This is a genomic window from Comamonas sp. 4034, from assembly GCF_050434545.1.
GTDB classification, from domain to species: Bacteria; Pseudomonadota; Gammaproteobacteria; order Burkholderiales; family Burkholderiaceae_C; genus Comamonas; species Comamonas odontotermitis.
Genome location: NZ_JBNDIT010000031.1, coordinates 1 through 25,302, shown reverse-complemented (window position 1 = coordinate 25,302; position 25,302 = coordinate 1). Strand labels below are relative to the sequence as shown.

At 61.5% G+C, this 25,302-nt stretch carries 27 protein-coding genes and 3 tRNA genes; 12 read left to right on the top strand and 18 right to left on the bottom strand.

All coding sequences use genetic code 11. The features are described 5' to 3' along the window. The coding region (locus ABIE32_RS20730) for a hypothetical protein (RefSeq protein ID WP_429019014.1) at positions 1 to 301 on the top strand (301 nt) is incomplete at its 5' end. Positions 302 to 455: 154 nt separating this feature from the next. On the opposite strand, the gene ABIE32_RS20725 is transcribed toward ABIE32_RS20730, so the two are convergent. The 13 genes from ABIE32_RS20725 to uvrB form a co-directional block, all read right to left on the bottom strand. Further along, positions 456 to 530, bottom strand: a tRNA-Val gene (locus tag ABIE32_RS20725). Between the two features lie 37 nt (positions 531 to 567). Next, a tRNA-Val gene (locus tag ABIE32_RS20720) sits at positions 568 to 642 on the bottom strand. A 37-nt stretch (positions 643 to 679) separates the two neighbouring features. Further along, positions 680 to 754: transfer RNA gene (locus ABIE32_RS20715), tRNA-Val, on the bottom strand. Positions 755 to 813: 59 nt separating this feature from the next. Next, complete coding sequence (gene dnaQ / locus ABIE32_RS20710; protein ID WP_429019011.1) at positions 814 to 1,539, bottom strand: DNA polymerase III subunit epsilon; 726 nt, start codon at positions 1,537 to 1,539, stop codon at positions 814 to 816. A gap of 123 nt (positions 1,540 to 1,662) precedes the next feature. Then, on the bottom strand, positions 1,663 to 2,001 hold the full coding sequence (fdx, locus tag ABIE32_RS20705) for an ISC system 2Fe-2S type ferredoxin (RefSeq protein ID WP_224152428.1): 339 nt from the start codon (positions 1,999 to 2,001) through the stop codon (positions 1,663 to 1,665). Positions 2,002 to 2,022: 21 nt separating this feature from the next. Then, complete coding sequence (gene hscA / locus ABIE32_RS20700; protein ID WP_429019008.1) at positions 2,023 to 3,885, bottom strand: Fe-S protein assembly chaperone HscA; 1,863 nt, start codon at positions 3,883 to 3,885, stop codon at positions 2,023 to 2,025. A 136-nt stretch (positions 3,886 to 4,021) separates the two neighbouring features. Continuing rightward, positions 4,022 to 4,540 carry a Fe-S protein assembly co-chaperone HscB gene (hscB, locus tag ABIE32_RS20695; protein WP_429019005.1) on the bottom strand — a complete coding sequence of 173 codons (519 nt, stop codon included), beginning with the start codon at positions 4,538 to 4,540 and terminating at the stop codon, positions 4,022 to 4,024. 231 nt (positions 4,541 to 4,771) lie between these two features. Beyond that, positions 4,772 to 5,095 (bottom strand): iron-sulfur cluster assembly protein IscA, encoded by a 324-nt coding sequence (gene iscA, locus ABIE32_RS20690; protein ID WP_224152425.1) that lies wholly within the window; start codon positions 5,093 to 5,095, stop codon positions 4,772 to 4,774. A gap of 6 nt (positions 5,096 to 5,101) precedes the next feature. Then, on the bottom strand, positions 5,102 to 5,500 hold the full coding sequence (iscU, locus tag ABIE32_RS20685) for a Fe-S cluster assembly scaffold IscU (RefSeq protein WP_224152424.1): 399 nt from the start codon (positions 5,498 to 5,500) through the stop codon (positions 5,102 to 5,104). A gap of 39 nt (positions 5,501 to 5,539) precedes the next feature. After that, the gene (locus tag ABIE32_RS20680) at positions 5,540 to 6,760 is read right to left on the bottom strand and encodes an IscS subfamily cysteine desulfurase (RefSeq protein ID WP_429019001.1); all 1,221 of its coding nucleotides are present in this window, start codon (positions 6,758 to 6,760) and stop codon (positions 5,540 to 5,542) included. A 151-nt stretch (positions 6,761 to 6,911) separates the two neighbouring features. Further along, positions 6,912 to 7,457, bottom strand: coding sequence for a Fe-S cluster assembly transcriptional regulator IscR (gene iscR, locus ABIE32_RS20675; protein WP_184711518.1), 546 nt, complete (start codon positions 7,455 to 7,457; stop codon positions 6,912 to 6,914). A gap of 16 nt (positions 7,458 to 7,473) precedes the next feature. Further along, positions 7,474 to 7,665 (bottom strand): hypothetical protein, encoded by a 192-nt coding sequence (locus tag ABIE32_RS20670; RefSeq protein WP_429018999.1) that lies wholly within the window; start codon positions 7,663 to 7,665, stop codon positions 7,474 to 7,476. 12 nt (positions 7,666 to 7,677) lie between these two features. Beyond that, positions 7,678 to 9,771 carry an excinuclease ABC subunit UvrB gene (uvrB, locus tag ABIE32_RS20665; RefSeq protein ID WP_429018997.1) on the bottom strand — a complete coding sequence of 698 codons (2,094 nt, stop codon included), beginning with the start codon at positions 9,769 to 9,771 and terminating at the stop codon, positions 7,678 to 7,680. Between the two features lie 134 nt (positions 9,772 to 9,905). On the opposite strand from uvrB, the gene ABIE32_RS20660 reads away from it, so the two are divergent. The 4 genes from ABIE32_RS20660 (at position 9,906) to ABIE32_RS20645 (ending at position 12,929) form a co-directional block, all read left to right on the top strand. Then, on the top strand, positions 9,906 to 11,105 hold the full coding sequence (locus ABIE32_RS20660) for an amino acid aminotransferase (RefSeq protein ID WP_395028279.1): 1,200 nt from the start codon (positions 9,906 to 9,908) through the stop codon (positions 11,103 to 11,105). 287 nt (positions 11,106 to 11,392) lie between these two features. Further along, the gene (locus ABIE32_RS20655; protein WP_224152420.1) at positions 11,393 to 11,641 is read left to right on the top strand and encodes a GlsB/YeaQ/YmgE family stress response membrane protein; all 249 of its coding nucleotides are present in this window, start codon (positions 11,393 to 11,395) and stop codon (positions 11,639 to 11,641) included. Between the two features lie 94 nt (positions 11,642 to 11,735). Next, positions 11,736 to 12,269 carry a hypothetical protein gene (locus ABIE32_RS20650; RefSeq protein ID WP_377779574.1) on the top strand — a complete coding sequence of 178 codons (534 nt, stop codon included), beginning with the start codon at positions 11,736 to 11,738 and terminating at the stop codon, positions 12,267 to 12,269. 57 nt (positions 12,270 to 12,326) lie between these two features. Further along, the gene (locus ABIE32_RS20645) at positions 12,327 to 12,929 is read left to right on the top strand and encodes an isochorismatase family protein (protein ID WP_377779573.1); all 603 of its coding nucleotides are present in this window, start codon (positions 12,327 to 12,329) and stop codon (positions 12,927 to 12,929) included. A gap of 111 nt (positions 12,930 to 13,040) precedes the next feature. Here ABIE32_RS20645 and ABIE32_RS20640 read toward each other — a convergent pair whose 3' ends face one another. The 4 genes from ABIE32_RS20640 to ABIE32_RS20625 form a co-directional block, all read right to left on the bottom strand. After that, positions 13,041 to 13,679, bottom strand: coding sequence for a C40 family peptidase (locus tag ABIE32_RS20640; protein ID WP_224152417.1), 639 nt, complete (start codon positions 13,677 to 13,679; stop codon positions 13,041 to 13,043). Between the two features lie 337 nt (positions 13,680 to 14,016). After that, positions 14,017 to 14,907 carry a LysR family transcriptional regulator gene (locus ABIE32_RS20635; RefSeq protein WP_377779572.1) on the bottom strand — a complete coding sequence of 297 codons (891 nt, stop codon included), beginning with the start codon at positions 14,905 to 14,907 and terminating at the stop codon, positions 14,017 to 14,019. Between the two features lie 237 nt (positions 14,908 to 15,144). Further along, positions 15,145 to 16,539: a D-serine/D-alanine/glycine transporter gene (gene cycA, locus ABIE32_RS20630; RefSeq protein ID WP_429018990.1), complete on the bottom strand. Its 1,395-nt coding sequence runs from the start codon at positions 16,537 to 16,539 to the stop codon at positions 15,145 to 15,147. A 137-nt stretch (positions 16,540 to 16,676) separates the two neighbouring features. Next, positions 16,677 to 17,324: a DUF6630 family protein gene (locus ABIE32_RS20625; RefSeq protein ID WP_429018987.1), complete on the bottom strand. Its 648-nt coding sequence runs from the start codon at positions 17,322 to 17,324 to the stop codon at positions 16,677 to 16,679. A gap of 181 nt (positions 17,325 to 17,505) precedes the next feature. Here ABIE32_RS20625 and ABIE32_RS20620 point away from each other — a divergent pair, with 181 nt between their 5' ends. From ABIE32_RS20620 to ABIE32_RS20590, 7 genes are all read left to right on the top strand, one after another. Then, positions 17,506 to 19,029, top strand: a complete 1,524-nt coding sequence (locus tag ABIE32_RS20620; RefSeq protein ID WP_377779569.1) for a CoA-acylating methylmalonate-semialdehyde dehydrogenase — start codon at positions 17,506 to 17,508, stop codon at positions 19,027 to 19,029. Positions 19,030 to 19,127: 98 nt separating this feature from the next. Continuing rightward, complete coding sequence (locus tag ABIE32_RS20615) at positions 19,128 to 19,610, top strand: lysozyme inhibitor LprI family protein (RefSeq protein ID WP_429018985.1); 483 nt, start codon at positions 19,128 to 19,130, stop codon at positions 19,608 to 19,610. 87 nt (positions 19,611 to 19,697) lie between these two features. Next, positions 19,698 to 20,864 (top strand): acyl-CoA dehydrogenase family protein, encoded by a 1,167-nt coding sequence (locus ABIE32_RS20610; RefSeq protein WP_224152411.1) that lies wholly within the window; start codon positions 19,698 to 19,700, stop codon positions 20,862 to 20,864. Between the two features lie 97 nt (positions 20,865 to 20,961). After that, on the top strand, positions 20,962 to 21,423 hold the full coding sequence (locus tag ABIE32_RS20605) for a TfoX/Sxy family protein (protein WP_429018984.1): 462 nt from the start codon (positions 20,962 to 20,964) through the stop codon (positions 21,421 to 21,423). A gap of 51 nt (positions 21,424 to 21,474) precedes the next feature. Next, the gene (locus ABIE32_RS20600; RefSeq protein ID WP_429018982.1) at positions 21,475 to 21,894 is read left to right on the top strand and encodes a DUF488 domain-containing protein; all 420 of its coding nucleotides are present in this window, start codon (positions 21,475 to 21,477) and stop codon (positions 21,892 to 21,894) included. 103 nt (positions 21,895 to 21,997) lie between these two features. Beyond that, positions 21,998 to 22,927: a 3-hydroxyisobutyrate dehydrogenase gene (mmsB, locus tag ABIE32_RS20595; RefSeq protein WP_429019017.1), complete on the top strand. Its 930-nt coding sequence runs from the start codon at positions 21,998 to 22,000 to the stop codon at positions 22,925 to 22,927. A 417-nt stretch (positions 22,928 to 23,344) separates the two neighbouring features. Then, a complete protein-coding gene (locus tag ABIE32_RS20590) occupies positions 23,345 to 23,632 on the top strand; it encodes a GNAT family N-acetyltransferase (RefSeq protein WP_224152408.1) in 288 nt (95 codons plus the stop codon). Between the two features lie 121 nt (positions 23,633 to 23,753). Here the strand turns inward: ABIE32_RS20590 and ABIE32_RS20585 are convergent, their stop codons facing one another. Next, the gene (locus ABIE32_RS20585; protein ID WP_224152407.1) at positions 23,754 to 24,722 is read right to left on the bottom strand and encodes a tripartite tricarboxylate transporter substrate binding protein; all 969 of its coding nucleotides are present in this window, start codon (positions 24,720 to 24,722) and stop codon (positions 23,754 to 23,756) included. Between the last annotated feature and the right edge of the window lie 580 nt (positions 24,723 to 25,302).

The following is a 25,302-nucleotide window of genomic DNA, read 5'->3' as shown; positions in this document are numbered from 1 at the left end:
CCAGTTTGTGGTGCGGTACTTGCGCCGACCCCAGTTCGTCTCACTCATCATCCGAGCCTACTACCGCTGCGGCCCGGATTTGTGCAACAAAGCCGGCAGGCGTGTCCTCGTTGATGGCATGGCGCTGGCCCAGATCGGCAAGGCGAACGCCGGAGGTAACGGCTTCGGTTGCACGCACGATTGCCAAGCCGTCGCAGCTGTCATTGCTGGAGGCTTCGCTCTCTGCGTATCCACCAATGGGTCTCTAGCGACGAACATGAACGGCGCGCTCATGCTCTTCCTGTCACAGGAGCTTCGCTAAGCAATATATGCAGAAAACGCGCAGAGCCAACACGACGAGTCCGCATGGCCGCGCAGACCGATGCAAACCGCTGAAAGCCCACATTTCCGGCTCATCGATCAAAGAAAAAGGGCTTGGTGAATTTCACCAAGCCCTTGATTTCTATACTATAAATTGGTGGGTGATACATGGATCGAACATGTGACCCCTGCCGTGTGAAGGCAGTGCTCTACCGCTGAGCTAATCACCCGAAGAAAGCCGCCTTTGCGGGCATCTTTCCGAAAAACTGGTGGGTGATACATGGATCGAACATGTGACCCCTGCCGTGTGAAGGCAGTGCTCTACCGCTGAGCTAATCACCCGAAGAAAGCCGCCTTTGCAGACATCTTTCCGAAAAACTGGTGGGTGATACATGGATCGAACATGTGACCCCTGCCGTGTGAAGGCAGTGCTCTACCGCTGAGCTAATCACCCCGCATGACGTTTCCGTCAAGACCGCTATTATGGCAGCAATTCGTTGCATGCCAGATAAATCAGGCCATTTTTCGCCAAATTGTTTTGTCGCCGCTCGATTTGTCGATCTGCGCAAGCACCTCTTCGTGCGCTGCCAGTTCAGCGTCCGACGGCACAATCACCGGCAGGTCGAAGTGGCTCAGATCCTGGCGCTGCACCACAATTCCGGCCTTGCCAGCAGATGAACCGTGCGCGCCAGGCGCCGCATCCATGGACAGCAGCTGTTCCTGCCCGCGCGTCATGTTGATGTAGACGTCGGCCAGCAGTTCCGCATCCAGCAAGGCGCCGTGCAGGTCACGGCCAGAGTTGTCCACTTCGAGGCGATCGCACAGGGCGTCGAGCGAGTTGCGCTTGCCGGGGAACAGTTCCTTGGCCATCACCAGGCTGTCGATCACGCCGCTGACCATGCTGGTCAGGCTTGGCATGCCCACGCGCTCGAACTCCTTGTTCAGAAAGCCCATGTCGAACGGCGCGTTGTGGATGATCAACTCGGCACCCTGCAGGTATTCCTGGATCTGCACCGCCATTTCATGAAAACGCGGTTTGTCGGCTAGAAACGCCGTCGTGATGCCGTGCACGCGCAGCGCGTCTTCGTGGCTTTCACGGTCGGGGTTGAAGTACAGGTGCAGGTTGTTGCCGCTGAGCTTGCGGTCTACCAGTTCCACGCAGCCCAATTCGATCACGCGATCGCCTTCGGCGGCCGACAGGCCGGTGGTTTCCGTATCCAGAACAATTTGGCGAGCCATCCCTACATCCTCTCAATCATGTGCCCGTGCATGCTACCTCAGCCGCTGCGCCCTACCCCATTGGCCATTCGCATCTGCGCGAGGGCTTCGTGTGGTACGACAGCGTTCTGCAGGTGCATGCGCTCAGTGGTTTTCTTTGGCGTGGTTGATCGAGTACTTGGGGATCTCTACCGTCAGGTCCTCACGCGCCACGATGGCCTGGCACGAGAGGCGCGACTGCGGCTCCAGGCCCCAGGCCTTGTCCAGCAGGTCGTCCTCTTCCTCTTCCGAAGGCTCCATCGAATCGAAACCCTTGCGCACGATGACGTGGCAGGTGGTGCAGGCGCGGCTCATGTCGCAGGCATGTTCGATATTGATGCCGTTTTCCAGCAGGGCTTCACAGACCGATGTGCCGGTAGGCGCCTTGATTTCAGCGCCATTGGGGCAGTATTCGGCGTGCGGGAGGATCTTGATAACTGGCATGGGGTCGTTTTCTCGTATTTTTTAGATGGATTGCACGTTCTTGCCGGCAAGCGCCTGGCGGATGCCGCGGTTCATGCGCTCTGCGGCAAAGGTTTCGGTGCCCTTGCCCAGGGCTTCGCTGGCAGCCTCGATAGCGGCAGCGTTGTCGCCCGTCAAGGTGGCGCGCAGTGCGTTCATCAGCGCGTCGATCTGCTCGCGCTCGGCGTCGCTCAGCACGTCGCCGTCGGCATCCAGCGCGCTTTGCGTGGCAATCAGCAGGCGGTCGCCGTCCACGCGCGCCTCCACCAGCGCACGCGCCTGCATGTCGGCTTGCGCGGTACTGAAGCTGTCCTGCAGCATGCGGGCGATCTGGTCGTCCGACAGACCGTACGACGGCTTGACGTCGATCTGCGCCTGCACGCCACTCATCTGCTCCTGCGCGCTCACCGAGAGCAGGCCATCCGCATCGATGGTGAAGGTAACGCGAATGCGCGCGGCGCCCGCAGCCATTGGAGGGATGCCGCGCAGCTCGAAGCGCGCCAGGCTGCGACAATCGGCCACCAGATCACGCTCGCCCTGCACCACATGGATTGCCAATGCAGTCTGGCCGTCCTTGTAGGTGGTGAAATCCTGCGCGCGCGCGGTCGGAATGGTTTCGTTGCGGCTGACGATGCGCTCGACGAGGCCTCCCATGGTTTCGATGCCCAGCGACAGCGGAATCACGTCCAGCAGCAGCAGGTCGCCATTGGTGTCGTTGCCCGCCAACTGGTTGGCCTGGATGGATGCACCCAGGGCCACGACTTCGTCCGGGTTGAGGTTGGTCAATGGTTCGCGGCCAAAATAACCGGCCACGGCCTGCCGCACCTGCGGCATGCGGGTGGAGCCGCCCACCATGACGACGCCCTGCACCTCGTCCTTGTCCAGTTGCGCATCGCGCAGCGCGCGGCGTACGGCGGTGAGTGTGCGGTCGGTCAAATGCCGGGTGGCTGCGTCAAAATCTGCGCGGTTTAGATCAAAATGAATGTTGGCGCCCGCCAGCTGTGCGCTGAATGCTATCGATTCAGAAGCGGTCAATCCTTCCTTCGCCGCCTTGGCGGCCAGGCGCAGCACGGCCTTGTCCTGCGCACTCTGCGCCACGGCGCCGGTCTTGGCCAGCGCCCATTGGGCCAGTGCTGCATCGTAGTCATCACCGCCCAGCGCCGAATCACCGCCGGTGGCAATCACCTCGAACACGCCGCGTGCCAGGCGCAGGATGGAGATGTCGAACGTGCCGCCGCCCAGGTCATAGACGGCGTAGATGCCTTCTGCGGCGTTGTCGAGCCCATAGGCAATGGCAGCGGCCGTAGGTTCATTGATGAGGCGCAGCAGCTTGATGCCGGCCAGTTGCGCCGCATCCTTGGTGGCCTGGCGCTGCGCATCGTCAAAATACGCGGGCACAGTGATGACGGCGCCATACAGGTCGTTGTCGAACGTGTCTTCTGCGCGGTAACGCAAGGTAGCCAGGATCTCGGCACTGATCTCCACCGGAGACTTGCGGCCCGCCACGGTCTCGATGGCTACCATGCCAGCATCTTCGGGCTGCACCAGCTGGTACGGCAGTTGCTCGGGGTGCTGCACATCGGTCAGGGTGCGGCCCATCAGCCGCTTGGCAGATGCAATGGTGTTGGCAGCGTCCAGCCCCGGCGTGGTGAGCGCCGCGTAGCCGATGTCGCGCTTGCCGCCCGCATGGTAGTGCACGACGGACGGCAGCAACACGCGGCCATCGTCATCAGGCAGGCATTCGGCTACGCCGTTGCGCACGGCGGCCACCAGCGAATGCGTGGTGCCCAGGTCAATGCCCACAGCGATGCGACGTTGGTGCGGATCGGGAGACTGGCCGGGTTCGGAAATTTGGAGCAATGCCATGGATGCTATTCTTTTATGAGTTCTATCGCTTGCAGGATGGGCGCTGGCGATCTGCTTCATGCAAACCACTGCCAAGCAGCGCCCCAGTGCCGCAGGCAGTGCCTGCGGCTGGATCCCGCAAGTCGCGGTACAGGGCTTATTGTCCCAGTTGCTCGCGGCGGCGGTCGATATCTGCGCTAAATCGCGCAACAAACATGAGGGCTCTCACCTGCTGGGCGGCTTCCGCGTAGTTGCGCTCGGTATCAAGCAGTTGCTCGCAGCGCGCGAGCATGGTTCGGCGCGAAGCCTGCACTTCGTCCTCCAACGCGTCAACTGCGGCTGCGCTCTGCGCGTCTTCGAGGGCCTCGCGCCACTCCATCTGCTGCATCAGGAACGCTGCGGGCATGGCTGTGTTGTCTTCGGCACGAATGGGCGCGCCATGCAGCTCGCACAGGTAGGCGGCGCGCTTGAGCGGGTCCTTGAGGCGCTGGTAGGCCTCGTTGATGCGCATCGACCATTGCATGGCCACGCGCTGCGCCGCCGCACCCTGGGCCGCAAACCGGTCGGGGTGCGCCTCTTTCTGCAGCAGCTTCCAGCGCTCGGCCAGTTGGCCTGCGTCTTGCGCAAACTGCTCGGCCACGCCGAACAGCTCAAAATCATTGGATTGCAGGTTCATCGTTCTTCAAGTCGCCTCGGCTCGCTCGCCACACACGGCGGCCTTTTCGCCAACAAAATCGCCATTGTCCTCGCTCGGCATGGCGTTAAAAAACCGCCTGGCGGTGTGCGAAGGCGGTCATAAGTTGCCGGTGATCAAAAAAGAGCTGTCTGCGGCCTTCTGTACGAAACTTCAGCATATTTCAGCTTGAAACCCCATATCACGAGCGCCGACAGCTCTGTTTTCAATAGCTTACACGCGAAAGCTCTCGCCGCAGCCGCAACGGTCACGCTCGTTGGGGTTGTGGAACTTGAAGCCTTCATTCAGGCCTTCGCGCACAAAATCCAGCTCGGTGCCATCGATATAGGCCATGCTCTTGGGGTCGACCAGTATCTTGACGCCGTGTTCCTCGAACACCACGTCTTCAGGCGCGGCCTCGTCCACGTACTCCAGCTTGTAGGCCAGGCCCGAGCAGCCGGTGGTCTTGACGCCCAGGCGCACACCCACGCCCTTGCCGCGGCGCGACAGGTAGCGGGTGATGTGGCGCGCAGCCGATTCAGAAAGCGTGACAGCCATTGGTGCTTATGCCTCCACCTTGGCGGTGTGCTTGGCCTTGTAATCGCTCACGGCAGCCTTGATCGCATCTTCTGCCAGGATGGAGCAGTGGATCTTGACCGGGGGCAATGCCAGCTCTTCAGCGATCTGCGCGTTCTTGAGCGCGGCGGCTTCGTCCAGCGTCTTGCCCTTGACCCATTCGGTCACCAGCGACGACGAGGCGATGGCCGAGCCACAGCCGTAGGTCTTGAAGCGTGCGTCTTCGATCACGCCGGTTTCGGCATTGACCTTGATCTGCAGCTTCATCACGTCGCCGCAAGCGGGCGCGCCCACCATGCCGGTACCAACGGATTCGTCACCCTTGTCGAAAGAGCCCACATTGCGGGGATTTTCGTAGTGGTCGATGACCTTGTCGGAATATGCCATTTTGGATACCTCTTTACTGTTGCTTCGTGGTGCAGGGGCTCAGTGAGCAGCCCACTGGATGGTGCTCAGATCGACACCGTCCTTGTACATTTCCCACAGGGGGCTCAGCTCGCGCAGCTTGGCGACGTTTTCGCGGATCGACTGCACGGCGTAATCGATGTCGGCCTCGGTCGTGAAACGGCCGAAGGTCATGCGCAGGCTGCTGTGGGCCAGCTCGTCGCTGCGGCCCAGGGCGCGCAGCACATAGCTGGGCTCCAGGCTGGCCGAGGTGCAGGCCGAGCCGGACGACACCGCCAGACCCTTGATGCCCATGATCAGCGATTCACCTTCCACGTAGTTGAAGCTGATGTTCAGGTTGTGCGGAACGCGGTGTTCCAGGTCGCCGTTGATGAAGACCTGCTCGATGTCCTTCAAGCCATCGATCATGCGTTGCTGCAGTGCCTTGGCGTGGGCGTAGTCCTTGGCCATTTCTTCCTGTGCCAGGCGATAGGCCTCGCCCATGCCCACGATCTGGTGCGTAGCCAGGGTGCCCGAACGCATGCCGCGCTCATGGCCGCCACCGTGGATCTGCGCTTCGAGGCGCACGCGTGGCTTGCGGCGCACGTACAGCGCACCGATGCCCTTGGGGCCATAGGTCTTGTGCGAAGCCAGGCTCATCAGATCGATCTTGAGCTTGGTGACATCGATTTCCACCTTGCCCGTGGCCTGCGCTGCATCCACGTGGAAGATGATGCCCTTTTCGCGGCAGATGTCGCCAATCGTCTCGATGTCCTGGATCACGCCGGTTTCGTTGTTGACGAACATGACGCTCACCAGAATGGTGTCGGGGCGGATCGCGGCCTTGAAGACGTCCAGATCGACCAGACCGTTTTCCAGCACGTCCAGATACGTGACTTCAAAACCCTCACGCTCCAGGGCGCGCATGGTGTCCAGCACGGCCTTGTGCTCGGTCTTGACTGTGATCAAGTGCTTGCCCTTGCCCTTGTAGAACTGGGCGGCCCCCTTGATGGCCAGATTGTCCGACTCGGTGGCGCCGCTGGTCCAGATGATTTCACGCGGATCGGCGTGGATCAGATCGGCCACTTGCTTGCGCGCCTTCTCCACCGCCTCTTCCGCAGTCCAGCCCCAGGCATGGCTGCGCGAGGCCGGGTTGCCGAAATTCTCCGACAGCCAGGGAATCATGGCTTCGACCACACGGGGGTCCACCGGCGTGGTGGCGCCGTAGTCGAGGTAAATGGGGAAATGTGGGGTCATGTCCATATCTGGCTTCTCAGGCATGTGCGGGCGAGGCACACGCAAAATCACAAAACACGTTGTGCTAACAGCACAGGCAGATGCCACGTACAGGCGCACCCACCCTGCCCGGCGCTCCGCATGCCCCGGGCTGCGGCGCCAGGCGCCGCATCAAACCTTAGGATTTGGCAAATGCATTGCCTACGTTGCCGAGTGCAAACACCGAGTTCGGCGCGGTCACGCGGATAGGCTTGACCACCGGCGTGGTCGAAATGGCGCGGCGCACCACGGGCTTGTCTTCGATCTGAATGCCCTTGGCGAGCTGATCGTCCACCAGCTTTTGCAGCGTGACGGAATCAAGAAACTCCACCATGCGCTGGTTCAGCGAAGCCCACAGCTCGTGCGTCATGCAACGACCTGCTTCGCCCATGCAGTTTTCCTTGCCACCGCACTGGGTGGCATCAATGGGTTCGTCCACCGACACAATGATGTCCGCGACGGTGATTTCGGCAGCCTTGCGGGCCAGCGTGTATCCGCCGCCCGGGCCACGCGTGGATTCCACCAGTTCGTGGCGGCGCAGCTTGCCAAACAGCTGCTCCAGATAAGACAGCGAGATTTGCTGGCGCTGGCTGATGGCAGCCAGGGTAACTGGACCATTGTTCTGGCGCAAAGCCAGATCAATCATGGCAGTAACAGCAAATCGGCCCTTGGTCGTGAGACGCATAATCGTTCCTTAGAGGTCAGGCTTGATAACCATAGACATCCGAAGCAAGCAAGCCACCCGCATCGGCTTCGTCATAGCCCGTCGCTCTACCCTGTTGCCAGGGCAGGTCCCGTTCATCGAAAGGCTTTTTTTCTTGTTGTTGAGTAATTTGTGTCAGTATAGCACAATGCCCCATAAATTCGCTCGGGTAAGCAAAGATTACTGACACAACCAGTTTCCACTAAGCGCTGCGGGTATTCCCTGCCTCTGGAGAGGCCCCACCAAAAGCCCTTTGTTTGAGCAAGGTCAATTGGTCGCGCGCCCGGGCCGCAGCCTCGAATTCGAGATTGCGGGCGGCTTCCATCATTTCCTTTTCCAGCCGCTTGATTTCCTTGGAAATATCGCGTTCGGACATTTCCTCGACCTGCGCCTTCTGCAAAGCCACCTTTTCGGCCCGTTCGAACTCCTCGCTGGCCTTGGTGCTGTAGACGCCGTCAATCAGGTCGCGCACCTGCTTGACAATGCTCCTGGGCACAATGCCATGGGCTTCGTTGAAGGCCATCTGCTTGGCCCGGCGGCGCGAGGTTTCGTCCATCGCCCGCTTCATCGAGTCGGTGATGCGGTCGGCATACAGGATGGCCTTGCCGTGCATATTGCGCGCCGCCCGGCCAATGGTCTGGATCAGGCTGCGCTCGGCGCGCAGAAAGCCTTCCTTGTCGGCATCCAGGATGGCGACCAGGGATACTTCCGGAATATCCAGGCCTTCACGCAGCAGGTTGATGCCGACCAGCACGTCAAATGCGCCCAGGCGCAGGTCGCGGATGATCTCCACCCGCTCGACCGTGTCCACATCGGAGTGCAGGTACCGCACCTTCACGCCGTTGTCCGTCAGGTACTCCGTCAGCTGTTCGGCCATGCGCTTGGTCAGGGTTGTGATCAGCACCCGCTCATTGACCTTGACGCGGGCATGGATCTCCTGAAGCACATCGTCCACCTGGTGGGTTGCGGGGCGCACTTCCACCTCGGGGTCGACCAGGCCCGTGGGTCGCACCACCTGCTCCACCACCTTGCCGGCGTGCTGCTTTTCGTAGTCGGCCGGCGTGGCCGATACAAACACCACCTGGCGCATGCGCTGCTCGAATTCCACGAACTTGAGCGGCCGGTTGTCCAGCGCGCTGGGCAGGCGAAAGCCGTACTCGACCAAGGTGGTCTTGCGCGCCTTGTCGCCGTTGTACATGGCGTTGAGCTGGCCGATCATCTGGTGGCTCTCGTCCAGGAACAGGAGCGCATCCTTGGGCATGTAGTCGGTCATCGTGGGCGGCGGATCGCCCGGCATGGCTCCGGAGAGGTGGCGCGAGTAGTTTTCGATGCCCTTGCAGTGCCCCACCTCGCTCAGCATTTCCAGATCGAAGCGCGTGCGCTGCTCCAGGCGCTGTGCCTCCACCAGCTTGCCTTCACCCACCAGCTGCTTCAATCGCCCGGCCAGCTCTTCCTTGATGGTTTCGACGGCCGCCAGCACCTGGTCGCGCGGTGTCACATAGTGGCTGCTGGGGTAGATGGTAAAGCGCGGCACCTTTTGTCGCACCCGGCCCGTGAGGGGGTCAAACAGCTGGATGCTTTCAACCTCATCATCGAACAGTTCGATGCGCACGGCCAGTTCGCTGTGCTCCGACGGAAACACATCGATGGTGTCGCCACGCACACGGAACGACCCGCGAGAGAAATCCATGTCGTTGCGCTTGTACTGCATGCGCACCAGCTGCGCAATCGTGTCGCGCTGGTTGATCTCGTCGCCCACGCGCAGGATGAAGCGCATCTTGGTGTACGACTCGGGCGAGCCGATACCGTAGATGGCGGAGACGGTGGCCACCACGATGGTGTCGCGGCGCTCCAGCACGCTCTTGGTGGCCGACAGCCGCATCTGCTCGATGTGCTCATTGATGGCGCTGTCCTTTTCGATGAAAAGATCGCGCTGCGGCACATAGGCCTCGGGCTGGTAGTAATCGTAGTAGCTGACGAAATATTCCACCGCGTTCTTCGGAAAGAACTCGCGAAACTCGCTGTACAGCTGCGCGGCCAGCGTCTTGTTGGGCGCAAACACGATGGCGGGCCGCCCCGTGCGGGCAATGACATTGGCCATGGTGAAGGTTTTGCCCGAGCCGGTCACGCCCAGCAGGGTCTGAAACGCTTCGCCATCCTCAATGCCCTCCACCAGGCCATCGATGGCCGCCGGCTGATCGCCTGCAGGCGGGTAAGGCTGGAACAGCTCGAACGGCGAGCCCGGATATTGAACAAACTGGCCCTGGCGGGCTGCCTCGGTAGTGACTTCGTGCATAGGTCGGGTATGCCACGCGCGAGCGGGCATCGCTAGAATACGGGGGTTAACCCCGGAGCGTACGGCAATTTCTTGAAACGAGATTCTTGCATCTTGGGGCGAAACGCCAGATTTCTACCTTCTTAGGACTCCTCATGTCTCTTTTTTCTTCCGTCGAAATGGCCCCCCGCGACCCTATCCTGGGTCTGAACGAACAATTCGCAGCTGACACCAACCCGAGCAAGGTGAACCTGGGCGTGGGCGTGTATTTCGACGACAACGGCAAGCTGCCGCTGCTGCAATGCGTGCAAGCCGCCGAAAAGGCCATGATGGACAAGCCCACGCCGCGTGGCTACCTGCCCATTGACGGTATCGCCGCTTATGACAGCGCTGTCAAGGGCCTGGTGTTTGGCGCCGATTCCGAAGTCGTCAAGTCCGGCCGCGTTGCCACCGTGCAGGCCGTAGGCGGCACCGGCGGCCTGAAGATCGGCGCCGACTTCCTGAAAAAGCTCAGCCCCAATGCCAAGGTGCTGATCTCCGACCCCAGCTGGGAAAACCACCGCGCCATCTTCACCAATGCTGGCTTTGAAGTGGGCAGCTATCGCTACTACGATGCCGCCACCCGCTCGGTCAACTTCGACGGCATGCTGGCCGACCTGAACGCCGCAGCGCCCGGCACCATCGTGGTGCTGCACGCCTGCTGCCACAACCCCACCGGCTACGACATCACTGCCGCTCAGTGGGACCAGGTGATCGCCGCCGTCAAGGCCAAGAACCTGACCCCGTTCCTGGACATGGCCTACCAGGGCTTTGGCCACGGCATCAAGGAAGACGGCGCCGCCATCGACAAGTTCATCGCCGCCGGCCTCACCATCTTCGTGTCCACCTCGTTCTCCAAGAGCTTCAGCCTGTACGGCGAGCGCGTGGGTGCCCTGTCGGTGGTCTGCACCGACAAGGAAGAAGCCGCCCGCGTGCTGAGCCAGCTCAAGGTCGTCATCCGCACCAACTACTCCAACCCACCCACCCACGGTGGTGCCGTGGTGGCCGCCGTGCTGAACAACCCCGAGCTGCGTGCGCTGTGGGAAAAGGAACTGGGCGAGATGCGCGTGCGCATCAAGGCCATGCGCCAGAAGCTGGTGGACGGCCTCAAGGCGGCCGGTGTGAAGCAGGACATGTCGTTCATCACCACGCAGATCGGCATGTTCAGCTACTCCGGCCTGTCCAAGGACCAGATGGTGCGCCTGCGCAACGAATTCGGCGTGTACGGCACCGACACCGGCCGCATGTGCGTGGCTGCACTCAACAGCAAGAACATTGACTACGTCTGCGCCTCGGTAGCCAAGGTCATGGCCTGATATCGCACCGGTCGGCAGCTGGCGCGGAACGGCAGCTGCCGCCGAATGCAAACCCTGCCCCGCAGCCTGCGGGGCATTTTTTTGCCCCGGAAGCCGCCACCCCGGGATTACCATGACTCGCGGCGCCTGGCTCCCGGCGGGTTTGCAGCTGTTTGCAATTGGCTGCATGTTTTTAAACGTGTCCTACAAAACAGGCTACATTCTGTCGCTACGCTCGGTACACGCTGGGCCGTTGGTCTGCGCTGGTCGTTCAATCTCTTTTCACATGGCTTTTTGGAGGAATTTGCATGTCAATCATTGGAACCATTTTTGTCGGCCTGATTGTCGGCCTGCTTGCGCGGGCCCTCAAACCTGGCGATGACAAGCTGGGCTGGATCATGACCATCCTCCTGGGCATTGCCGGCTCCCTGCTTGCCAGCTATGCCGGTGTCGCCATGGGCTGGTACCAGGAAGGCCAGGCGGCGGGCTGGATTGCCTCCATCGTGGGCGCCATCATCCTGCTGTTCATCTACGGCCTGGTGCGCAAGAAGGCTTGACCGCAGACCTGCCCACCCGTCGCCAGACAAGGCTGCCATGCGCCTGCCGCGCGGGCAGCCTTGTTTTTTCCCTGCACTGCCTCACCTCCTTGCCATGAAATTCGCCCGCAAGCCTCGCCCCCCATCTGCGCTGCAGCTCGCCATGGACACCGGCAACCCGGCATTGATCGAAGCCGTGGAGCAATCGCGCAAGCTGCTGCACCGCAAGGCCCTGACGGCGGCGCTTGCCAGCGCAACGCCGATTCCGGGGCTGGACATGGCGGTGGATGCCGCCCTGCTCTCACGGCTGATTCCGCAGATCAGCACGAACTTCGGCCTCAGCGACGACCAGATTGCCCGCCTCTCACCCGCCAAGCGCGACAAGGTGCAGAACACCGTCAACATGCTGGGCGGGGTGCTCATCGGCAAGCTCATCACCAAGGATGTCATCATGCGTGCCGCCAAGGCGCTGGGCATGCGGCTGACTGCGCAGCAGGCCAGCAAATATGTGCCCATTGCAGGCCAGGCCGTCGCGGCGGCGCTGGGCTATGCGACACTACGTTACCTGGGCGAACAGCACCTGCGCGACTGCGTGCGGGTGGCGCACGAGGCGGGCATTGTCCTGCCCATCGGTTACGCCCGTGATTAATCCGTGTCTTTTGCCCCAGACGCCTGCCCTGCTGGCACCTGAGGCCATTCAATTCCTATGCTTCTAGATTTCGAAGAATCCCAACTCGTCCTGGTGGACTACCAGGAAAAGCTGATGCCCGCCATTTTTGAAGGCGGGCAGGCCCTGCGCAACGCCACCACGCTGGCCCGCATTGCCCGGCAGCTGCAGGTACCCGTGTTCGGCACCGAACAGAACCCCAGCAAGCTAGGCCCCAATGCCGAGGAACTGCGCGCACTGTGCAACAAGACGCTGTCCAAGATGTTCTTCAGCGCCGTGCCCGAGGGCCTCAACGAATGGCTGCGCCCGCCAGCCAAGCCGCAAGGCGGCAATGCCCGCAGCCTGCCCAAGCACCTGCAAAAACCCCAGCAGCAAGCCCCCGAGCGCAACAGTATCGTCATTGCCGGCTGCGAAGCGCATGTCTGCCTGCTGCAGACGGCGCTGGAGTTGCTGGAAGATGAGTTTGAAGTCTGGGTCGTCACCGATGCCTGCAGCAGCCGCACCGAACGCAACCGCGATGCCGCGTTCGACCGCCTTGCAGGCGCTGGCGCCGAACTCGTGACCACCGAGATGGTCGCCTTCGAATGGCTGCGCAGTTGCGAGCACGAAGACTTCCGCGAAGTACTGCAGTGGATCAAATGATCTGCGAGAAAATACTTGAAGTCAGCGCGCCACTGCGTTGAAAACAAAAAAGCTTCCCAAACGGAAGCTTTTTTGTTGGGACAAGCGGGCGACGTGCCCGCCATCCAGAATTCAGTTGCCGCGCATGCCCGCTTTGGTGATGACCTTGCTGATCATGTCCTGCGCATCGGCGCCATCGAGGTTCACCTGCTGCATCAGCTTGCTGCGGGCATCTTCGCTCAACTCCACGCGGCGCGCGCCATCAAAGCGCTTTTCCCAGTAGGCGATGTTCATGCTTTCCACGCGCACAGTGCTGCCGGTGCGGGGTGAGTGGATGAACTTGCCATCGCCCATATAGATGCCTACATGGCTGAAGGCGCGGCGCATGGTGTTGAAGAACACCAGATCACCGGGTTTGAGGTCTGCCTTGGCGATCTGCTCGGTGGCAGCGGCCTGCTCTTCGGCACGGCGAGGCAGGATCTTGCCCCAGCTCTCTGCGAATACGGCACGGACAAGGCCGCTGCAGTCCAGCCCGGTTTCCGCACTGTTGCCGCCACGGCGGTACGGCACGCCAATCAGGTTGAGCGCGTTGCTGATGAGGACAGTGGCCTGGTCCTTGACCTGGTGGTGCACATCATCGAGCTTGGCCAGGCTGCTCTGGCCGATGCCAAGCAGCAGATCCAGATCAGATGGCTTTTTGTCGCTATCGGGCGCAGCATGGGCACTTGCCGCCACGGCCACGATGAGGGTGCAGATCCATTTCGAAGACATAGCGGGCGACTTTAGCACGGAATATTTTGGAAGCAATTCACAAAAATGTAACCAATTACGAATCAGCTAATGCGTATATACCCTAGGATTGCATATTCCTTGCCATATATTGTTGCAGATCAAACCACACGAGGTCTCCGCTCCAGAGATATGTTTTGATTGAAATTTTGTCAATTTGACTATTATTTCATCATTTTATAAATTTGTTTCCATTCGCAACCACGGTTGCAATTGACGCGCCGCAACATTCTTGTATTGCTGCCAGGTGCGGCAGTAACGCTGAACAGCGGCGGACGCGCTGCTACTGGGGCGCAAATGCTGCCCCAACCCCTCTGCCTCAGCACATCAGCAGCGACTGCTGCTCCTGCACGGTGGCCTGCAAAAAGCGCCACACCACCTGAATGCCGGGCACCTGGCGCAGCTCTGGCGGCATGGACATCCAGAACGTCCGCGTGAACTGCGCCTGCTCGGGCAGCACGCGCTGCAGGAGCGGGTCTTTGTCTGCCAGAAAGCCGGGAAGCACGCCCAGCCCGGCTCCAGTGCGTACCGCCGTGTACTGCGCAAGAATGCTCGTGCTGCGAAAGCTGAAGCGCTGCTGCGAGGTCAATGTGTCCAGAAACTGCAGCTCCTTGGTGAAGAGCTGGTCATCGACATAGTGCACAAAGCGGTGCGCAGCCAGATCGTCTGTCGATGTGATCAGCGCATGGCGCGCCAGGTACTCGCGCTGTCCATACAGGTAGAGGCGGTACTCGGTTAGCCGGCTGGTGACCACCGTGTCCCGAATCGGCCGCTCCAGCGAGATGACGATGTCCGCCTCGCGCCGCGACAGCTGCAGCATGCGCGGCACGGCCAGCAGGTCGATGGTGAGCAGCGGATAGCGCTGGGCCAGCACCGCCAGGTGTTTGGCGAGGATCTGGGTGCCAAAGCCTTCGGTCACGCCGATGCGCACCACCCCACTTGGGGTTTCGGTGCTCTGGCTTGCAGCCACGGGCGCAATGCCGCGGGCAATCTGGTCCATGGCTTCAGCCCGCGGCTGGAGTTGCCGCCCGGCATCGGTCAGCTTGTAGCCGCTGCCTTCTCGGGTGAACAAGGTGGCGCCGAGCTGCTTTTCGAGGGCCTGGATGCGGCGGGCGACGGTGGTGTGCTCCACGCCCAGCGCTTTGGCGGCACCTACCAGGGTGCCTGCCTGCACCAGCGCGCCAAAGTAGCGCAAATGGTCCCAATCCATGCGTATGCCTCCGTACCAATCGATGCACAGCATTATTGTGCAAAGCTGCAGAGAGAAAGGCGTCCATTCAGTCACTATCAAAACAATAGCTGCATGCGCCTTGCCCGCATCCACTGGTAATCAAAAGTGCTACGTAAAAAAAAACAGGCAGCCACGCTGCCCGTTGTTTCCTTGCCTGCACACCGCAGTGCCCGGGTTGGATTTCCGGGCAGTCGAACCAGTTATTCAGTTATTCAGTTATTGCTTGCGTGCGCGCAGCCACGCATAGGCGCCGCCCAGCAGCACAAACCACAGCGGCGTTGCAATCAGCGCCTGGCGGGTATCTGCTTCCAAGGTCAGCAGCACCACAATACCGGCAAAAAAGGCCAGGCACAGCCAGCACATGACCACGCCGCCGGGCATCCTGTAGTGCGACTGCTGGTGCAGATCGGGCCGATTCTTGCGGTAGCTGATGTAGGACAGCAGAATCAATGACCAGACAAACATGAAGAGAATGGCCGACACCGTGGTCACCAGGGTGAAGGCTTCCACCAGGTTGGGCACCACCCACATCAGGAAGGCGCCGCCCAACAGGCAGACGCAGGAGAACACCAGCCCGCGCGATGGCACGCTGCTGGCCGACAGAATGCCAAAAGCGCGCGGCGCGTCGCCCTTGAGCGCCAGGCCGTAGAGCATGCGGCTGGTGGAGAAGACGCCGCTGTTGGCCGACGAGGCTGCCGATGTGAGCACCACAAAGTTGATCACGCTCGCTGCTGCTGGCAGGCCCGCCAGCACGAACAGCTCGACAAACGGGCTCTTGCTGGGCACCACATCGCGCCAGGGCGTCACCGCCATGATGGCGATCAGCGCGCAGACATAGAAGACGATGATGCGCACGGGAATCGAGTTGATCGCGCGCGGCAGCGTGCGGTGCGGGTCCTTGGCTTCGGCGGCCGTGGTGCCCACCAGTTCAATGCCCACAAAGGCAAACACAGCGATCTGGAAGCCCGCGAAGAAGCCCATGGCGCCGTGCGGGAACATGCCGCCGTCGTTCCACAGGTTGGAAAAGCTCGCCGTGCGGCCTGCGGGCGAGGTAAAGCCATGCAGCACCATATAGAGGCCCGTGCCCACCAGGGTGACGATGGCCACGATCTTGATCATTGCAAACCAGAACTCCACCTCGCCAAAGAGCTTGACGGTGAGCAGGTTGAGCGACAGCAGCACCGCCACGCAGGCAATGGCTGGTGCCCATTGCGGCAGATCGGGCCACCAGAACTGGGCGTAGGCAGAAATGGCAATCACATCGGCAATACCGGTAATCACCCAGCAGAACCAGTACGTCCAGCCGGTGAAAAAGCCCGCCCAGGGGCCCAGCAGATCGTCCGAGAAATCGATGAAGCTCTTGTACTGCAGGTTCGACAGCAGCAACTCGCCCATGGCGCGCATCACAAAGAACAGCATCACGCCGATGATGGCGTACACAAACACGATGGAGGGCCCCGCCAGGCTGATCGTCTTGCCGGAGCCCATGAACAGGCCGGTGCCGATGGCGCCGCCAATGGCGATCAGTTGGATATGGCGGTTGCTGAGATTGCGCTGGAGGTCGTCGGCACCCACGTGCCCCGATTGCTCCGCCGGGGCCTGTTTGCTCATAGAAAAGCTCGGTGCAGTGCGTTGGCGAGAAAAATTGCGCGGCATCAGCCCGGAAGGTTCCGGGCCCGCCGCGAGGGTGCGCAAGGATAATGCAGGGGTTTGCCCTGAGAGGCCTGCATGGTTATTTTGCTGCGCAACTAATTGGCCAGGTCTACCACCTTGCTACCCACGCGCTTCGCCAGGGCCTGCAGCGGCGCAACGGCACTGGTTTCCAGCACAGACAGCGGATAGCTGTCGCTCTCGATATCGAAAGAAACCAGGCTCAGGCCCCGCGTGCGCAGATAGTCCCCCGCCTCCAGCAAGGCATCGTGGCTCAATGCCTTGCTGCCCGCCAAGGGCTCCAGTGGAACCGCGTGCTGCTGCACGGTCTTGAGTGCCCGCAAGGCCCAGATGGCGTCGCCCATGTCCAGCTTCCAGTCCAGCTCAAAGTTCTGGTCCCTGCGCTGCAGCCCGTCGACCAGAGCCAGCCATGGCGTGACATGCTCGGGTGCGTCAATGCCACGGTTGGGCAGGTCATCGGCAAAACGGTTGTAGTACTGCTGCGGCTGAGTCAGCGCCTGATGAACTTCGTCCCATAGCCCGTCAACATCGTCAAGAGCCAGTGCCTCACCCACGGCGGTGCACAGGGCCTGCCAATCTTCGCTTGTTGCGGCAGGAGGCGCAGGCGCTGCCGATGCAGCATGCCCTCCCCCCGTAGCGGCCTTGCCACCCATCAACCGCCCTATCCAATCAAACCAACCCATCGCAGCCTCCTTCTTGGACTGATAGCGATCAGTATGCACCATGGCCCACTCTTGCCATCAACGTGCCCATGCTGCGCCCATGTGCAGCGCTGCACAGACCATGTGCACCCTGCGCTCTTGTTTGGGCGAATGCGCACATCTACCATGTGCGGTAACGGTGTGCTGCCTGACTGCATCCACCGCTGTCACGACCCAAGATGTTCCAGATTCCCAGGAGACAAACATGAACGCACCGCAATCCACCGGCACGCTGGCGCCCACCGTCAAGCTGCTCATCAACGGCCAGATGGTCGAATCCAAAACCACCCAATGGCGTGATGTGGTCAACCCCGCCACGCAGCAGGTGCTGGCGCGCGTGCCCTTTGCCACGCCCGATGAAGTGAATGCCGCCGTGGCCAACGCCAAGGAAGCGTTCAAAACCTGGCGCAAGACGCCCATCGGCACCCGCGCCCGCATCTTTTTGAAGCTGCAGCAGCTGATCCGCGAAAACATGAAGGAGCTGGCTGCCATTCTGACCGCCGAGCAGGGCAAGACCCTGCCGGACGCCGAGGGCGATGTCTTCCGCGGGCTGGAAGTGGTGGAGCATGCCGCCAACATTGGCAACCTGCAGTTGGGCGAGCTGGCCAACAACGTGGCCAATGGTGTCGACACCTACTCGCTGCTGCAGCCCCTGGGCGTGTGCGCAGGCATCACGCCTTTCAATTTCCCCGCCATGATTCCGTTGTGGATGTTCCCCATGGCAATTGCCACGGGCAACACCTTCGTGCTCAAGCCTTCGGAGCAGGATCCGATGGTCACCATGCGCCTGTGCGAGCTGGCGCTGGAAGCGGGCGTGCCCCCCGGCGTCCTCAACGTCATCCATGGCGGCGAGGACGTGGTCAACGCCATCTGCGACCACCCGGACATCAAGGCCATCAGCTTTGTCGGCTCCACCAAGGTCGGCACCCACGTCTACAACCGAGCCAGCCTGGCCGGCAAGCGCGTGCAGTGCATGATGGGCGCCAAGAACCACGCCATCGTCATGCCTGACGCGAACAAGGAGCAGACCCTCAACGCCGTGCTGGGCGCCGCTTTCGGTGCCGCAGGCCAGCGCTGCATGGCGCTGTCGGTGGCCGTGCTGGTGGGTGATGCACAGAAGTGGATTCCCGAGCTGGTGGAAAAATCCAAGACCCTCAAGGTGAGCGGCGGCACCGAGCCCGGCACCGACGTCGGCCCGCTGGTGAGCTGCGCCGCCCTCTCGCGCGTGGAAGGCCTGATCGAGCGCGGCCTGGCCGATGGCGCCAAACTGGAGCTCGACGGCCGCAAGCCCCAGGTGGCAGGCTACGAAAAAGGCAATTTTGTCGGCCCCACGGTGTTCTCGGGCGTCAAGCCCGGCATGAGCATCTACGAGCAGGAAATCTTCGGCCCCGTGCTGTGCCTCGTTGCTGCAGACAATATCGACCAGGCCATCGAGTTCATCAACGCCAACCCCAATGGCAATGGCACAGCCATCTTCACGCAATCGGGCGCCGCAGCGCGCAAGTTCGAGGAAGACATTGACGTTGGTCAAGTTGGCATCAATGTGCCGATTCCCGTGCCCGTGCCGCTCTTCTCGTTCACCGGCAGCCGCGCCTCCAAGCTGGGCGATCTGGGCCCCTACGGCAAGCAGGTCGTCATGTTCTACACCCAGACCAAGACGGTGACGGCCCGCTGGTTTGACGACAGCACCACCAGCCAGGGCGTCAACACCACGATCAGCCTGAAATAACCTGCCGGGACGAGGCGGACCAGGAAACACGCAGATGGCAAGGCCCCGGCCAGCCTTCTGCGCGATTCCAGTGCGTTTTTGCTGCGATGATGCACGGCATGGCTTTCATCCCCCCATTCCGCTCTGAAGGGCGCGGTACGGCAAGTGCCGCGCCTCGTTCAGATAAAAACCATTGGTTTGCGCCCGCCTGTCAAGCGCTATCAGCTATTGTTTTTGCAGCAAGCACCGGGCTCGCCGAGGCCCAGGCAGGCGCTGCCTGCGTGCCCGGCGGCACGGTGGAGCAGACCAATGCCTGCGCCGTGCAGGCCTTTCAGCAAGCCGATACCGACAACAACATCCTGTATGGCGATGTGATGCGCATCCTCTCTGCCCACGAGCGCCCTGCCCTGCGCCGCGACCAGAACGACTGGACCCGCCAGCGCGCCGCCACCTGCAAAAAGCAGGAAGCCGCGCACGAGGCCAAGCCCGACTGGAGCCGCCGCTACCATGAATGCCTGGTGGCCGAAACCAGCAAGCGCAAGAAGGAGCTGATGGTCTGGCTGCACGAAGGCCCGCCAGCGGGCGCAGTACAAAAACCATAGCAGTCACCGCTTTCCCACCAAGCGTCAGAGGCCCAAATGCCATACCGCCCGAATACGGTGAACCGATAAGAACAAGGAGACACGACCATGGATTTCGAGCTATCAGAAGACCAGCGCGCCTTTGCCGACACCGCGCGCCAGTTCGCGCAGACCGAGCTGGCTCCGCACGCTGCCGAATGGGACCGCGACGCCGTCTTTCCCCGCGATGCCATCCGCCGCGCAGGCGAGCTGGGCTTTTGCGGCCTGTACGCGCCCGAAAGCGCGGGCGGCCTTGCCCTGCCCCGGCTCGATGCCACCCTCGTGTTTGAAGAGCTGGCCGCCGTCGATCCATCGACCACCGCCTTCATCACCATCCACAACATGGCCACCTGGATGCTGGGCACCTGGGCGACCGACGCCGTGCGCGCCGAATGGGGCGAGGCGCTCACCAGCGGCCAAAAGCTCGCCAGCTACTGCCTGACCGAGCCCGGCGCGGGCTCAGACGCCGCCTCGCTCAAAACCCGGGCCGAGCTGGTGGGCAACGAATACATCATCAACGGCAGCAAGGCCTTCATCAGCGGCGCGGGCGCAACCGATGTGCTGGTGCTGATGGCGCGCACGGGTGATGCGCAATCGGGCGCATCGGGCATCAGCGCCTTTGCGGTGCCCGCCCAGGCCCAAGGCGTGAGCTACGGCAAGAAGGAAGAAAAAATGGGCTGGAACAGCCAGCCCACCCGCGTCATCAACTTCGACAACGTGCGCATTCCGGCCCACAACCTGCTCGGCCGCGAGGGCGAAGGCTTCAAGATTGCCATGAAGGGGCTCGACGGCGGCCGCATCAACATCGCCACCTGCTCGGTGGGCGCTGCCCAGGGCGCGCTCACCCAGGCCCAAAGCTACATGCAGGAGCGCAAACAGTTCGGCAAGCCGATTGCGAGCTTTCAGGCGCTGCAGTTCAAACTGGCCGACATGGCCACCGAACTGGTCGCCGCGCGCCAGATGGTGCGCCTGGCTGCCAGCAAGCTCGATGCCGGCGCGCGCGACGCCTCCACCTACTGCGCCATGGCCAAGCGTTTTGCCACGGATGTGGGCTTCAACGTCTGCAACGACGCCCTGCAGCTGCACGGCGGCTACGGCTACCTGAACGACTTTCCGCTGGAGCGCCTGATGCGCGACGCGCGCGTGCACCAGATCCTGGAAGGCACCAACGAAATCATGCGGGTCATCATTGCACGGCGTATGCTCGACGGGGATGCGCCCGAGGCCATCCGTTGATCATGATGCGTATCAAGAAACCTCACCCCTTCATTGGGCAGCATGCGCCAAGCGACCTGAATGACGCCCTTTGGCGAACGACCAGAAACTGATACCCATGCCCGCACGCCCCATCTCCCCCGAAACCTTGCAGCTCATCGACACCGTGCGCGATGCGCTTGCCGGCTGCGCCGATGTGGAAGAAAAAACCATGTTTGGCTGCCATGTGTTCATGGTGAACGGCAAGATGTGCCTGGGCGTGGAAAACGACGAACTGCTGGTGCGCCTGCCGCCACAGACCCATGCCCAGGTGGCAGAGACGGCAGGCGTGCGACCGCTGTCGCCACGCGGGGGCATGCAAGGCTACTTTCTGGTGGGGCCGAGCGCCTATTCCACGCGCGAGGCCTGGCAATACTGGATTGACGGCGCCCTCGCCTTCAACCCGCTGGCCAAGGCCACGCCCAAGAAAAAGCCCAAGGCAGCCGCAGAAAGCGCTGATCCTGACCCGGACCCGCAAAAACAAAAGCGCACCGCGCCCCCCGCACGTAAACGCCACAGTGTGTTTGACAGCGACCTGTGAGCCAACCCGCGCAGCCTTTCATCAACCAACCATCAACCAACGGAGCCCTGCATGCCCATCCGTATCGTTCAGCTAGGCAGCCCCCGCGCACAGAGCGAGGGCCTGCGCATTGGCACCGTGCGCCGCCCGCCACGCGGTGTGCCCAAGGCAGAGTTTGCCAGCCGCAACTACTACGACGTCTGGTACCCCGAACTCTCGCCCGAGCCCGAAACCATGCAAGTGGCGCAGGAATCGCTCCGCCTCGCCGATCATGGCGACACCGCGCAGGCCGACAAGCTCTGGAAGAGTTTCGACAAAACATTCAGAAAACAGCTGGCCGAGGCACCTGCCGCCCGCACGCTCGATCTGCTGGCCGCGCTGTCGCACCAGACCAATTTCGCCATTGGCTGCTACTGCGACAACGAGGCACGCTGCCACCGCAGCATCCTGCGTAGCCTGCTGCAGGACCGGGGCGCGGCCGTTGCTCCGTAAACCCTGTAATTCATAAAAAATTGGCCTACAGCGCTTGATTGGAGAGCGCCATTAGCTATCAAATTAATAGCTTAATAACACGCTGACAACACCATCAACACAGATATTCAAGGAGACAGACATGGCAAATATCGGATTCATCGGCCTGGGCAACATGGGCGCGCCCATGGCCATCAACCTGGCCAAGGCAGGCCACAGCGTCAAGGCATTTGACCTGAGCCAGGAGGCGGTTGCCAAGGTGGTGGCAGGCGGCGGTGCGGCGGCTTCCAGCGCGCAAGACGCCGCACAAGGCGCCGAAATCATCGTCACCATGCTGCCCGCCAGCCAGCATGTGGAAGGACTCTTTCTGGGTAGCACCACGAACGGTGCCAGCCAGCCCGGCCTGCTGCAACACATCGCCAAAGGCGCGCTCATCATCGACAGCTCCACCATCGCTGCCGCCACCAGCCAGAAAGTGGCCAAGGCGGCCCAAGCCAGCGGCATTGGCTTCATTGATGCGCCCGTCTCCGGCGGCACCGGCGGCGCCATTGCCGGCACCCTCACCTTCATGGTAGGCGGCAGTGCGGCCCACCTGGAGCGCGCCCGCCCCCTGCTCGAGAAAATGGGCAAGAACATCTTCCACGCCGGAGACGTGGGCGCAGGCCAGACCGCCAAGATCTGCAACAACATGCTGCTGGGCATACTGATGATCGGCACCAGTGAAGCCATTGCCCTGGGCGTGGCCAACGGGCTCGACCCCAAGGTGCTCTCCGAAATCATGCGCCGCAGCTCTGGCGGCAACTGGGCGCTGGAGGTCTACAACCCCTGCCCCGGTGTGCAGGAAACCAGCGCCGCCACCCGTGGCTACACCGGCGGCTTTGGCACCGACCTGATGCTCAAGGACCTGGGCCTGGCCCAGGAAAGCGCCATGACAGTCAAGGCCAGCACCCCACTGGGCGGCATGGCCCGCCAGCTGTACGCGGCCCACAGCATCGCCGGGCACGGCGGGGAAGACTTCTCCAGCGTCATCAAGATGCTGCAGAAGCAAGGCTGACGGAGCCGCTTCTTCCTTCAGCCCTTTACTGTCTTCAGGCTGTGAACAGACCCCGCCCAGGGCCTGCGGCCTCAAGGCAAACCGAGGCACCCGTGCGGCGCCCATCTACAGCATTGCACCCCCAGGCACAGTGGCACCGCCCCTGTGCCTTTTGCTTTTAGAGCCGCTAACACAACCCAGCAAATCGTAGATTTGCGGTTGAGACGAGGCGCCGGGCCGCGCTAGGCGAAGCCGCAGACAGTACAAAAGTACGACAAGGCTAGGCGCCCCCGACGAAGCAACGACGTATCAAGGGTTATGTTAGCGGCTCTTATTGGCTATGCTGTAAGCAACGGCCCTTCCTGCACAACATTGCGGTCTTTGCAGTTGACTAATTCATTGAACTTTTGATTGAATGCCTCACCGGGTAACCTCACCATGCAATACACCATCCACCACCAGGAAGCCGACGCCAAAGGCGCGTTCTTTGTCGACAAATCTGGCCAGCGCATGGCCGAGATGACCTACAGCCGCACCAATGCCGCCATGGTCATCATCGACCACACCGAAGTGGACGAATCGCTGCGTGGTGAAGGCGTAGGCCGCCAGCTGCTCGATGCACTCGTAGCCTGGGCGCGCGAGACCGGCACCAAGGTGCTGCCGCTGTGCCCCTTTGCCAAGGCACAGTTTGGCAAGGACGCATCGATACACGATGTGCTGGTGTGATCGGCCTGCGTGATCTGCTTGCGGAGTTCAAGGTCAAAATAGCATTCAGCGCTTATCTAGCGCGCGCTGAATGCTATTGTTTTTCATGCATCCCGCACCATAGGATCAACATTCCAGGGCTCTATTCCAGCCCGATGCTCTGCACAATCGCGCCCTCTTCAGCAAAAGCCTTCTTCGCAAAGGCGCTGTAATCCTGGGCATTGCGGTACTCCAGCCGCACACCGTAATTTGCAGCCGCCTGCTGAAAGGCGGGATCGTCCATCGCAGATTTCACGGCGGCTTCGAGCTTGCGCACAATCTCGGGCGGCAAACCCTTGGGCCCGGCAATGCCCAATGGCGACGGCGTCACCACGTCATAGCCCTGCTCACGGAAAGTCGGCACATTGGCAAAGGCTGGCGGGCGCGTTTCCGACGCAATGGCCAGCGCGCGCAGCTTGCCTGACTGCATATGCGGCAGCACCGTATTGCCAAACACCCCCGTCTTGGTGTGGCCCGCAATCAAGGCATTCACCGCCTCGGCATCGCCCTTGTACGGCACATGGGTGAACTGCACGCCCGCCTTCTTCTCCAGCAAGGCCATCAGCACATGGTTGGCCGAAAACTTGCCGGGCGTGCCGTAATCCACCGAGCCGGGCTGCTTTTTGGACTGCTCCACAATGTCTTTCACCGACTTGAATGGCGAATCCTGCGCCACGGCCAACAGAAAGTCGTACGACATATAGGCCGCCACATAGGTCAGATCGGCAATCGGATCGTAGGCCACCTTCTGGATATGCGGCTGGCGAAAGATACCCACCGGGCTCAAGGTCAGCCGGTAACCATCGGGCTTGGCATTCTTCATGTCCATCACGCCCATCGACGCCCCGGCACCCGGCTTGTTCTCGATGATGATCGACTGCCCCAACTGCTTGCCCATCGACAGGGCCAGCGCCCGCGCCACCACATCGCTCACACCACCCGCCCCATAAGGCACGATCAGCACGACAGGTCGGTTGGGGTAATCTGCCTGCGCCACGGCGGGCGCGGCAAAACCCGCAGCGCCCACAACGGCAATGCTGGCTGCGACAGCGGCAAAAGTACGGCGATGCATGGTCGTCTCCTTGCAATGGTGGTTGTTTGCCCTGCAGCCTAGCGAAGCTGCCCGCCCATACCCCCAACACAGGTGACAGCGCCGTTGCACCGACGCTCCAACGCAGGGAAAACCATCAATATGCGGGCATTTGTGGTCAGGGCGATGTCCCCCGCTACATCGTACTGGTAGGTTTTGGTGCTGGTTGCGTTGCCGGGGCTGGTAGTGCTGGTGATGCTGGCCAGCACATTGGTGCCAGCGGTCAGGCTGTAGGTGCGGGTGGTGGTGGCAGCACTACCCGATCCCGTGCCTGATGCGGCGGGCTTGACGATGGGGCCGAGAAGCGGTTGCCGTTGGCGTCATTCAAGATTTCAAGCCAAAGTAGCTATCAGCGCCTAGCTGCTGTGCGCTGATAGCTATGAAATCAGGAGTGAATCGCAAAGATTGGAAGAATGCTGATAAAACTCAATGGGCTTTGTTGCACAAATCCGGGCCGCAGCGGTAGTAGGGGCCTTGTTGCATAAATCGGTTTGGGACTGAGTCTCCCCAAACCCCAGACGTAGTTATGCCACGGCCACCGTTTGGGGCGTGCCCAGCTCGG